This is a genomic window from Spirulina sp. LEGE 11439 (assembly GCF_059821285.1).
In genome coordinates this window covers 13571-24198 of sequence record NZ_JCAMRX010000049.1, presented here as the reverse complement: position 1 = coordinate 24198, position 10628 = coordinate 13571, and the positions used below count along the sequence as shown (strand labels likewise).

The window sequence follows — 10628 nt, the reverse complement described above, 5'->3', positions numbered from 1 at the left end:
ATCAGTTATCAGTTACCTATTACCATTATTTCTTGTTCCAATAAAGAAATAATCTCACTGGAAGGAAGGGCGCGAGCAAAGAAATGACCTTGAGCAAATTGGCAATCTAACTCCCGGAGTTTTTCCACTTGTTCGCGAGTTTCTACGCCTTCAGCAACGGCTTGCAATCCCAAACTTTCCGTGAGATTTAAAATGGCATTGACTAATCTTAAATTTCTTTGGGAGGCTAACATGGAATTAATAAAAGAGCGATCGATTTTAAGCATATCAATCGGTAAATTATGTAAGTAAGCGAGAGAAGAATATCCCGTCCCAAAATCATCGAGACACAATTGAATATCTCGTTGCTTGAGTTGTTCAAAAACCAATTGTGCAGCTTCTGCATTATCGATCAAAACACTCTCGGTAATTTCTAACTTTAAAATTTCTCCCGTAACTTCATATTTTTGCAAGAGATTTTCTAAAATTTCGATAAAATCTGGTGTAAAAAGCTGTAAGCCCGAAACATTAACGCTAACTGTCAAATGAGAAAAATGAGGGAATTGCGATCGCCAATGACTCAAATGTTGAATAGCTCGCGCTAACACCCATTTTCCAAGGGAAACAATCAATCCAGTTTTCTCGGCGACGGAAATAAATTCCCCGGGAGAAATTAAACCGCGTGTCGGGTGTTGCCAGCGTACCAAGGCTTCAAAACCGACAATCTTTTCATCAGCGAGAGAAACGAGCGGTTGATAGTGAAGAATGAGTTCGTCAGTTGCAATCGCCCGCGCTAAATCTGCTTCTAATTGTAATTGTTTGATCGCAACAGAGTGCATTTGGCGATCGAAAAAAGCAGTCGATCCCATTCCTTGTTTTTTAGCCGATTCCATTGCCGTATCTGCGGCTTGTAAATAATCTTCTGCTTGTTCGCAATCAACATCACTCGAAGCAATACCAATGCGAGTTGTCGAAGAAACAATCTCACCTTCAATAGCAAAAGGAATCGATAACGATTCATGAATGGATTCGGCAATCAGATGAACATCTTTATCATTACAAAAATCGTCTATTAAAATCGCAAACTCATCGCTTCCCGTGCGAGACAGTGTGGCATTAGACGGCATGCAATTGCGAACGCGATCGACCATTTCCACTAATAACTGTTCCCCGATCGTGCGACCCAAGCTGGATTTAATGAGGCGATAACGTTCGACATCTAAGGAGAGAATGGCGAATTGTTGTTCTTGCGAGAGACATTGACGGATGCGATCGAGAAATAAACTTTGATTGGGCAATCCGGTTAATGAATCGTAAAATGCTTGATATTGTAATCGTTCTCGTGCAAATTTTAGTTCTTGCTGTCGGGTTCGAGTTTGTTCGATAAAAGCGAGGGTTTTCGTAATTGTAATTTCTAGATCGTTGAGATCGATGGGCTTAATTAAAAAGTCAAATGCACCGCGATTCATGGCCGTTCTAATATTACTCATATCTCCATAAGCAGACATGACAACGGCTTTAAGGGTCAGATCGATTTCTGCAATTTTATTGAGTAAAGTTAACCCATCCATCTCTGGCATATTAATATCTGTCAAAACCATTCCAAACGTGCGATCGGCTTGCAATTTTTCGAGCGCAATAACGCCGTTAGGAGCATAATCGAATATAAATTCCTTAGCACGGATTTGATGGCGAAATCGTTGCTGAATGATATATTGAAGCAACTGTTCGTCATCAACAACAAGAATTTTTGTTGGTGGTTTGACCGGAATATTATTGGGAAGGCTATTCTTCGGTGTCATAAGGGAATTTCAATAATAAACTCCGTTCCTTTTCCAAGTGACGACTTACATTTAATGCTTCCTCCATGTTTTTCAACAATGATTTGGCGGGAAATTGATAAGCCTAATCCTGTTCCGCGACCGACGGGTTTTGTGGTAAACAAATGCTCGAAGATCTGTTTTTGAATTGCTTCTGTCATTCCCGGTCCATTATCGGAAATGTGAATGACTGCCTTTTTTGCCTCATCATTTTTTGCCTCATCATTTTTATCGGCGATCGCAAAGGTTGTAATCTTAATGTGATAGGAATGAGTCTCTTGATTCGTTTCTGTTTCCTCTGCAATTTTATCGAGGCCTAAGTCATCTAAAGCATCGATCGCATTGGCGATAATATTCATGAAAACTTGATTCAAGGGTCCTGGATAACATTGAACCTCGGGTAGATCTCCATAGTCTCTAATAATCTCAATTTCTGGACGATGTTCATTCGCTTTCAATCGATGCCGTAAAATAATCAGGGTGCTATCAATCCCTGCATGAAGATTAAAAGAAACGCGACTCGAACTATCCGATCTTGAAAAAGTTCTCATCGATTGGCTGAGACGGCGAATGCGATCGGTTCCTTCTGTCATCGAATCGAGCATTTGCGGTAAATCTTCTAAAATAAAAGGCAGATCGACAGCTTCTATTTCCTCTTCAATTTCTTCTAGATTGTTTTGACAATATTTTTGGTAAAGATGAATGATATGGAGTAAGTCTTTAAAATAAGTTTTAGCATGGTCGAGATTGCCGGAGATAAAACTGACGGGATTGTTAATTTCATGGGCGATTCCGGCGATGAGTTGACCGATACTAGCCATTTTTTCATTTTGAACCAGTTGGGTCTGGGTCTGTTGCAGTTTGGCTAAATCCTCTCGAGTCTGTTTGACCACTTCCAAGGTTCTTTGGATAGTGATTTCCATGTCCCGAAAATCTATAGGCTTTGTGAGAAAATCAAAAGCACCTCGGTTCATTGCCGTCCTAATATTACTTAAGTCACCATAGGCAGAGACGACAACAGCTTTGAGGGTGCGATCGGCTTCAGCAAGTTTCTCCAATAAAGTTAATCCATCCATTTCTGGCATATTAATATCTGTCAGTACTAAGTCAATGGAAGGATCGGCTGCAATTTTTTCGAGCGCTTGTTTGCCGTTGTTGGCAAAAATGAATTTAAATTCCTTTGCACGAATTTTTTGCCTAAATTTTTGTTGGATGACATATTCTAATAGGGGTTCGTCATCAACAACTAAGATTTTGGCAGTCATAACATTAGTTTACGATTATTGGGTACGGTGTTTTGGGGTTGTAGAGATTCCCTAATGTTGGGGGAAAGCAAACTCGAGTTTAGCACGATCTCTGAGAATGATTCTACTGTTTGTGAAACTTTTTCTCGGGCAATTCTTGTCTCAGATCCTCTTTGTCAGGGAATCTTTCTTGTCTTTCCTCTTTATATTTCCTTCTTTTAATTTTTTTATGTCTCCTCCTTGTATTTTCATAATATTTTCATTTTTTCAAGGAAATATTTGAGGGTAACAGATTTTGAATGGGAGCTGGGTCTGGCTGTTTTTTTTCTGTTCGGGATATTACGCAAGCTCTCTAAAAACTTACTATAGCTTAATTTTTAGGCGTTCTCCACAGGATTGAGACGATCGCTAATTTCAGTCTATACTCTTTTAGGTTGAATGGATGCCTAGCTTGTTAGTGGGCAAAAAAGAGAATCTCTTAATGAATTTTAGCAATCTTTAAGATTATCTCTCGCTTTGTCCCTCTCATTGTCACAGAAGAGTAAGAATTTTTATCCGTCAATTCCTCTGTACGAACGGCAATAGGAGTCTCGATCCAGTAGGATGAGTGATGAATAAGGTAGAGAGGTTACAAGCATTTGTTACAAGGAATGAGTGTCTTTCTCATCGGCATGATGGGAACGGGAAAAACAACAATCGGACAATTACTTGCCCAAAGACTGGGATATCGTTTTTTCGATACAGATGTGTTAATCGAGCGAGTTGCTGGAATAACGATTAATGAGATTTTTGCGACCGAAGGAGAAGCCTATTTTCGGGCATTAGAGTCCAAAGTTTTAGAGCAAGTGTGTGCTTATACCCAAAGTGCGATCGCGACTGGGGGAGGCATGATTCTCAAACCTGAAAATTGGGGGTATTTGCGTCATGGTTTAATCGTTTGGCTCGATGCTCCTGTAGACATTTTAGTGGAGCGCTTGCATAAAGATACATCTCGTCCTCTCCTTGCCGATCGCGATCTCAACGAAAAGCTCTCAACTTTATTAGCAGAACGTCGTTCTCTGTACGCTCAAGCCGATATTCGCATTGCGATCGCACACTCAAGCCAAACCCCCACCGAAATTACCGCCGAAATTCTCGATCGCATTCCTTCGGTATTAAAAGAAGGGTTAGGGGGTTAGGGTTAGGGGATTTGAGTGGAAATACGATTGGGATCGCCTAATACTTCGGAAGTATCAAATTGTTCATTGTTCATTGATAATTGTTCATTGTTTCCCCATGCTTGCCCTAATTTTCGCAAGAAGATATCTTGTTGGGCGCGAAGTTCATAAAGATCGTTCCCTTCATTAATAATGGCAAACCAAACCAGCCCGCGTTTTTGGGTTGGGAGAATACCGGCTAAAGCACTGACCGAACGCAAGGATCCGGTTTTGAAAACAGTATTGGGGGGCAATCTGCGCCCAATGGTCGTCCCTTGGCGATCGCGTCCCGCTACGGGAAAGAGATCCGCAACCCCTAAAGGTTGGCCGGTCAATTGGCGCTCTAATGCCGCTAACATGGCGACGGCACCGCGAGGAGAAATGCGATTAGCCGTTCCCAATCCCGAACCATTAATCAGTTGAATTTCATTTTGAGGCACATTGGCAGCATTAGCGGCCAATTGTGCCACAGCTTGCGCTCCTCCCGCCGACTGCGCCAAAACTTCAGCCATAACATTATTACTATAAATATTCATTTGCTTGAGAATATTAGCTAAAGTCAGAGACTGATGGCGCAATAATAATTGAGATTCTGCCGGCCTTGTGGAAGAGACGAGAACTTGACCCGATATATTGACATGAGGACGGGGCAATTTTACCGCCATTTTTTCATATTGTTTCTTGGCCGCCTCCGGCCAGTTTTCTGCGGCGATCGCTTGTTGGAATATTTGCCCGGCAACCTCTGGAGCGGTCTTGTAGTTCATGTAAAACGGCGCGACAATTTTTAAGTCACCTTGGACTTCCTTCACTCCAGAGCGATTGAGGGCATCCCCGATCGCGATCGCTTCTTCCCAAACCAAAAACGGATTGCCCTCCCCTTCAACAATTAAATCTCCGGAGAGGATGCCATTACGAATTTCCCCGACTCGATAAATCCGCGTGGCAAAACGATGGTCGAGTCCCCATTTATCCACGGCGGCTAGAGTTGTGGCGATTTTGGTTAAAGAAGCCGCCGATAAGGGAATTTTGTCATTGCGAAAAGCCAATTTAGTCATATCCGCTTGCAATAAAATTCCTTGGCGTTGCGGGGAAAATCCTTTGCTGACTAAATCTCGCAAATATTGTTTGAGAATTTCCTCCGCCTCTGGGTTAGGTTCATCGGGTAATTGGAAAATTTTTGCCTCCTGCCAAGAGAGGGTTTGAGCAATTTTGAGTTCTGTCGGACCGAAAAAGACAGACAGCAAACTCAAGGCGCTTAAAAGGCTAACAACTCCGTACATTTATCAACGAACAGTAAACAGTGAACAGTGACACGCTATCCGCCAACAATTATCAATGAATAGCGATCGACAAACAACAAATAACCAACAATCAACAACAATAACCGCAATCTGATAAAATTTGTTACGGCTTCTATTCACTTCGAGCAATGGCATCCACAAAGGAAACAATTGCAATTGATGCAATGGGGGGAGACCATGCCCCCGAAGAGATTGTTGCTGGTGCAATTCGAGCAGCAGAAGAATTAGACGTTCGCGTTTTGTTGGTGGGAGATCCCCAAAAAATTCGGACGTGCATGGAAAAACACGGTCGGGCTGATGGTGCAGAATCTGCAAATATCGAGATTATTCCTGCCGAAGATGCGATCGCCATGCACGAAGAAGCCACGGGGGTCAGGCGAAAACCCAAGGCTTCGATTAATGTGGCGATGAATTTGGTCAAGCAAGGAAAAGCCGATGCGGTCATTTCTGCCGGACATTCTGGGGCGGCGATGGCATCGGCACTACTGCGCTTGGGTCGCATTAAAGGGATCGATCGCCCGGCGATCGGGGCAATTTTTCCCACCATTCTCGCGGGAAAATCCGTCATTATCCTTGATGTGGGAGCAAACGTAGATTGTCGCCCGAAATATTTAGAACAATTTGCTCTGATGGGGACGATTTACAGCAAATATGTCTTAGGGGTGGAAAAGCCTAATGTCGGTTTGCTCAATATTGGGGAAGAACCTTCTAAGGGCAACGATCTTGCCTTGCGAGCCCATGAGCTTCTCACAGACAATCCAGAAATTCCTTTTATTGGCAATGCAGAAGGACGCGATGTTCTCTCGGGGAACTTCGATGTAATTGTTTGCGATGGTTTTGTGGGCAATATCCTCCTCAAATTTGCTGAGGCAGTGGGGGATGTTCTCTTACAAATCTTGAAAGAGGAACTTCCTTACGGCATTCGCGGCCAATTGGGGGCAGCGATGCTCAAGCCCAATTTAAGGCGCATCAAACAACGGATCGATCATGCCGAACATGGAGGGGCTTTACTTTTGGGGGTAGACGGAATTTGCATTATCAGTCATGGTAGTTCCCAAGCGCCTACCATTTTTAGTGCCATTCGTTTGGCTAAAGAAGCGATCGACCATCGCGTTCTCGATCGCCTTCACACTTACTACAGTTTGGAAAGGGCCAAGTAACGCGACAATGCCGTTGAGCTTCGGGAATAAAGGATGAAGGCTACTGTAAAACAATTCGGGATCGCGATCGCGGGAAGTGGTTCGGCTACTCCAGCCGCGACATTGGACAACGATCGACTCTCTCATCTGGTGGAGACTTCAGATGAGTGGATTAGAACCCGCACGGGGATCCAGATGCGGCATTTAGCAACATCCGAGGAAACGCTGAGCCAACTGGCGACACGGGCAGGAGAAAAGGCGATCGCTATGGCGAATCTTTCCCCAGAAGATATCGATCTGATTGTTTTGGCGACTTCAACTCCGGACGATCTGTTTGGCAGTGCGGCGAAGATTCAAAGCGAAATTGGTGCGACGCGGGCAGTGGCTTTCGATTTAACGGCGGCTTGCTCGGGTTTTGTTTTTGGGATGGTGACGGCGGCACAATTTATCCGCACGGGAGTTTATCGCAATGTTTTACTGATTGGTGCGGATGTTTTATCGCGGTGGGTCGATTGGAGCGATCGCACCACTTGTATTCTGTTTGGGGATGGTGCCGGGGCAGTCGTGATGCAAGCAACAGAAGATCGCGATCGCCTACTCGGTTTTTCCCTCCACAGTAACGGGCAGAAAAATCACACCCTTAATTTATCGATACAAAATAAGTCTCAAGGTTTGTTAGAAGGCATTGAGGTGGGACGAGGACAATATCAACCGATTACGATGAATGGACGGGAAGTTTATCGCTTTGCCGTCGATAAGGTGCCGGAGGTGATTTCGAAGGCACTCTATCACGCGGAATTAACCACAGAGGCGATCGATTGGCTGTTACTGCATCAAGCCAACCAACGCATTATGGATGCAGTGGCGACTCGTCTAAATCTCTCTTCAGATAAAGTGATTAGCAATTTAGCAAAGTATGGCAATACTTCGGCGGCTTCTATTCCCCTCGCCCTTGATGAAGCAGTGCGAGAAGGAAAAGTTAAGGCGGGCGATCGCATTGCGGTGGCAGGTTTTGGCGCGGGTCTGACTTGGGGTGCCGCGATTTTTGAGTGGGGAATGTAATTATTCAGTCACCAGTCACCAGTCACCAGTCACCAGTCACCAGCGATCGGTTTCGACCTCTAAAGAAGAAACATGAAACGGAAATTTATCGGTTTAGCAAGTGTAATTATCTTCGCTAGTCTTGGTTGTATCGCGATCGCTTCCTCGCCTGATGCTTGGGAAGAGTTCAGAGAAAATGTCAGAGAAAAATGTGAAGGAGAACTCAAAAACCGTCTTATCGATCCAGACATTATCGTCGATCCATTTGGTACCTCATCATCGGGACTGGCTTTAGGTGTGGGACAGTCAACCTCTGCCGATGAGGAACATATCATAATCTGTGTATATGACAAAACCAATAAAACCGTTGAGCTTGGCTCTGCAATTAGATTAGAGAATATTCCCACCTATCAAAGACTTTTGCACGAAAACCGCCGATTGCGAGAATAGAGCGATCGCCTTCCTCTGAAGAATAACTGGTGACTGATTAACTATTCGATCGCATTTCGTTAAATTTCCCGCGCAAGAATCAGCGTATTCTGAAAAGAAGAGCTTGCACCCAGAGCAAAATTAAAAACCTATTTAGAGCGACACAGTTGGGAGGTCACTTGACATGATTAAAAAGATCTTATTGGCAGATTCTGGCACGGGAAATCCCAAAGAAATGCTACTGTCATTGCGGGACTTACCCTCGATTCAAGGTGCTGCGACAACCGTTCTGCACGTCGTTCCCTCTCAAGCTGCGAAGGAAGCAATGGAAAGCAAAATGGCAGCAGGGGATGAAATTCTCGCTAAAGCCGTGGAAACCCTACAAACTGAGAAAAATCCCGTGACAACCTTGAAACGTCAGGGAGAACCCAAAGATACGGTGTGCAAAGTTGCTGAAGAAATCGGTGCTGACCTGATTATTATGGGTTCGCGGGGTCTCAAGCGTCTCGAATCGATTCTGGAAAATTCTGTCAGTCAGTATGTTTTTCAATTGGCCGATCGCCCCATGCTCTTAGTACGGGATGATATTTACGTCAAAAAGCTCAAGCGAATCATCGTTGCCCTCGATAAGTCAGCATCTTCTAAGGTTAGTTTAGATCTGGCTTTATTTTTACTTCGTGGTGCTAAAAATGTGGAATTGATTCTCGCACGGGTTAACCCGGATTTAGACCCCAAATTGCTCCCGCTCTCCAAAGCAGAAATGGAAGAGAATCCCGTCATTGCTGCCGCACTATCCAAAGTCAAGCGCATGGGTATACCTTATCGTTGTATCGTAACCGGAGGAAAACCGGGGCGAACCCTTTGTCAGCTTGTCGATGAATACAATGCTGATTTATTGGTTTTAGGCTCTCCCGATCGCCGTCCTTCTGTGGCGAAAGCACTACCCGATCTCGATCGCCTTTTAGGAACTTCTCTTTCAGATTACGTGCGGGTGAATGCTGATTGTCCAGTACTTTTAGTACGAAATACTGAAAACTAAGACGATTGCTGATTATCCAATTTAATAAAGGATGAAATCGGGAAATTTCCCGATTTCATCCTTTGTTTTTTAATGGGTTTTTCAAAATTGAGTCAAACAAAATTGTCAAACAAAATTGCGGGCGGGAAAATTGATTAGTTACTACTCTTCTGACTTGCGGTTTGAATATACAAAATCAGCAGAAAGACGGAAGGAACCAATACAAATAGAATCGTTGCCACAAATCCTAATTCATTAACTTGCATTTAACCTACGCTCCCTATGGGCGACCATGTGAATCTTCTTTAGAATATCATTACGATTCTCAATTATCAATTATCCTTATTGGGTAAGGATATGGGGGCGGAAATTCGGATGCAAACGCGATCGCTTCGGATTGAGATATCCAATCCCACCCCCTACCTTTTCTTATCCCGCAGTCTTAACGCGAGAGATAAGGGTCTTTCGTCAGTCAAGCCGATCCCAAACTATAACCGGGTTTGTGTTGCGGTTGCTGGGACTCGGGGGCGGCGAGAGAGACTACTTTTTCCATGAACCAAGGGACGGTACCACTCGCGATCGCAGATATCTTGCTTTGCCAATCCACAAAAATCTCATTTTCGCCTCTATTTAACCCAGTGACTAAGGCCTTGGCTACTCGTTCCGGTGTTGTGGGTGCAACCCATTTGAAAAAGTCGGTATTTCGCACCATATCCGTATCGGTAAGGGAAGGAAGCAAAGAGACCACCCGCACGTTTTTAGCCGCAAGTTCCGATCGCAATGCTTGGGTAAATCCGACGATAGCAAATTTAGTCGCGGAATAGGTCGCAAAGGTGGGGGCGGCAATTTTCCCCATGAGGCTAGAAACGTTGACAATCGTGCCTTCTCGTTTAGCCGCCATGCGCCGGGCAATTAGCCGCGTGACGGTGTACATTCCCAAGAGGTTGACGCGGAGTTCTTTCTCGGCTTGGTGAGGTTGCGAACTTAAAAAGGAGGTTTGATGGGCAACTCCGGCATTATTGACGAGGATGTGAATCGGTCCGAAGTCCCGCCAAGCTTTGGCCATGGCAATGCTGACTTCTGCGGTTTGAGTCAGATCTACCGGAATGGGGATGATTTCGATTTTTGGGGTAATTTCTTGGATTTCTGTGGCGACGGTATTGAGGCGATCGCGGTTGCGGGCGACGAGAAGCAAGCGTCCGATTCCTTGGCGAGCAAATTCAAGGGCGATCGCTTTACCAATGCCTCGGGATGCTCCGGTAATCAAGGCGGTTTTACCTTGCAGTAAAGATGGTTTGAGGGCGTATCTTTGCAGAGTTTTCATGGTTTTTCTCCCTCTACTTGTTCTATAGTTTCACTCTAATGGTTATTAAATTTTGTAAAGATGACTTGACTCGAGTTCCAATATGATTTTTGTCACACACTTTGGGGAATTCTCAAGATAACTGTAACTATTCAATT

The 10628-nt window shown here is 44.3% G+C and carries 11 protein-coding genes; 6 read left to right on the top strand and 5 right to left on the bottom strand.

All coding sequences use genetic code 11. From position 1 onward, the window contains the following. Positions 1-8: 8 nt before the first annotated feature. Complete coding sequence (locus tag AC6RV6_RS23865; protein WP_500243386.1) at positions 9-1781, bottom strand: putative bifunctional diguanylate cyclase/phosphodiesterase; 1773 nt, start codon at positions 1779-1781, stop codon at positions 9-11. Beyond that, positions 1778-3064, bottom strand: a complete 1287-nt coding sequence (locus AC6RV6_RS23860) for a hybrid sensor histidine kinase/response regulator (RefSeq protein ID WP_500243385.1) — start codon at positions 3062-3064, stop codon at positions 1778-1780. Before AC6RV6_RS23860 ends, AC6RV6_RS23865 begins: the two co-directional genes overlap by 4 nt. 629 nt (positions 3065-3693) lie before the next feature. On the opposite strand from AC6RV6_RS23860, the gene AC6RV6_RS23855 reads away from it, so the two are divergent. After that, entirely contained in the window at positions 3694-4221 is a 528-nt protein-coding gene (locus AC6RV6_RS23855) for a shikimate kinase (protein WP_500243384.1), read from the top strand. A gap of 2 nt (positions 4222-4223) precedes the next feature. Here AC6RV6_RS23855 and AC6RV6_RS23850 read toward each other — a convergent pair whose 3' ends face one another. After that, on the bottom strand, positions 4224-5519 hold the full coding sequence (locus tag AC6RV6_RS23850) for a D-alanyl-D-alanine carboxypeptidase (RefSeq protein WP_500243383.1): 1296 nt from the start codon (positions 5517-5519) through the stop codon (positions 4224-4226). 149 nt (positions 5520-5668) lie between these two features. Between AC6RV6_RS23850 and plsX the strand changes: the two genes are divergently transcribed. The 5 genes from plsX to AC6RV6_RS23825 all read left to right on the top strand — a co-directional run bounded on the left by plsX (position 5669) and on the right by AC6RV6_RS23825 (position 9188). Beyond that, positions 5669-6700, top strand: a complete 1032-nt coding sequence (plsX, locus tag AC6RV6_RS23845) for a phosphate acyltransferase PlsX (protein ID WP_500243382.1) — start codon at positions 5669-5671, stop codon at positions 6698-6700. Between the two features lie 33 nt (positions 6701-6733). Continuing rightward, the gene (locus AC6RV6_RS23840) at positions 6734-7741 is read left to right on the top strand and encodes a beta-ketoacyl-ACP synthase 3 (RefSeq protein WP_500243381.1); all 1008 of its coding nucleotides are present in this window, start codon (positions 6734-6736) and stop codon (positions 7739-7741) included. Next, entirely contained in the window at positions 7729-7860 is a 132-nt protein-coding gene (locus tag AC6RV6_RS23835) for a hypothetical protein (protein WP_500243380.1), read from the top strand. Before AC6RV6_RS23840 ends, AC6RV6_RS23835 begins: the two co-directional genes overlap by 13 nt. Continuing rightward, positions 7814-8170 (top strand): hypothetical protein, encoded by a 357-nt coding sequence (locus tag AC6RV6_RS23830; RefSeq protein WP_500243379.1) that lies wholly within the window; start codon positions 7814-7816, stop codon positions 8168-8170. Before AC6RV6_RS23835 ends, AC6RV6_RS23830 begins: the two co-directional genes overlap by 47 nt. A gap of 163 nt (positions 8171-8333) precedes the next feature. Beyond that, complete coding sequence (locus tag AC6RV6_RS23825) at positions 8334-9188, top strand: universal stress protein (protein ID WP_500243378.1); 855 nt, start codon at positions 8334-8336, stop codon at positions 9186-9188. A 134-nt stretch (positions 9189-9322) separates the two neighbouring features. On the opposite strand, the gene psbM is transcribed toward AC6RV6_RS23825, so the two are convergent. Together psbM and AC6RV6_RS23815 are read right to left on the bottom strand one after the other, a co-directional pair. Further along, the gene (gene psbM / locus AC6RV6_RS23820) at positions 9323-9433 is read right to left on the bottom strand and encodes a photosystem II reaction center protein PsbM (RefSeq protein ID WP_500243377.1); all 111 of its coding nucleotides are present in this window, start codon (positions 9431-9433) and stop codon (positions 9323-9325) included. A gap of 206 nt (positions 9434-9639) precedes the next feature. Then, complete coding sequence (locus tag AC6RV6_RS23815) at positions 9640-10491, bottom strand: SDR family NAD(P)-dependent oxidoreductase (protein WP_500243376.1); 852 nt, start codon at positions 10489-10491, stop codon at positions 9640-9642. Positions 10492-10628 lie beyond the last annotated feature (137 nt).

Coding starts and splice junctions, on each gene's coding strand:
- plsX (WP_500243382.1), top strand. CDS start 5,669: ATGGCATCCACAAAGGAAACAATTGCAATTGATGCAATGGGGGGAGAC.
- AC6RV6_RS23825 (WP_500243378.1), top strand. CDS start 8,334: ATGATTAAAAAGATCTTATTGGCAGATTCTGGCACGGGAAATCCCAAA.
- AC6RV6_RS23855 (WP_500243384.1), top strand. CDS start 3,694: ATGAGTGTCTTTCTCATCGGCATGATGGGAACGGGAAAAACAACAATC.
- AC6RV6_RS23850 (WP_500243383.1), bottom strand. CDS start 5,519: ATGTACGGAGTTGTTAGCCTTTTAAGCGCCTTGAGTTTGCTGTCTGTC.
- AC6RV6_RS23865 (WP_500243386.1), bottom strand. CDS start 1,781: ATGACACCGAAGAATAGCCTTCCCAATAATATTCCGGTCAAACCACCA.
- AC6RV6_RS23860 (WP_500243385.1), bottom strand. CDS start 3,064: ATGACTGCCAAAATCTTAGTTGTTGATGACGAACCCCTATTAGAATAT.
- AC6RV6_RS23830 (WP_500243379.1), top strand. CDS start 7,814: ATGAAACGGAAATTTATCGGTTTAGCAAGTGTAATTATCTTCGCTAGT.
- AC6RV6_RS23815 (WP_500243376.1), bottom strand. CDS start 10,491: ATGAAAACTCTGCAAAGATACGCCCTCAAACCATCTTTACTGCAAGGT.
- AC6RV6_RS23840 (WP_500243381.1), top strand. CDS start 6,734: ATGAAGGCTACTGTAAAACAATTCGGGATCGCGATCGCGGGAAGTGGT.
- psbM (WP_500243377.1), bottom strand. CDS start 9,433: ATGCAAGTTAATGAATTAGGATTTGTGGCAACGATTCTATTTGTATTG.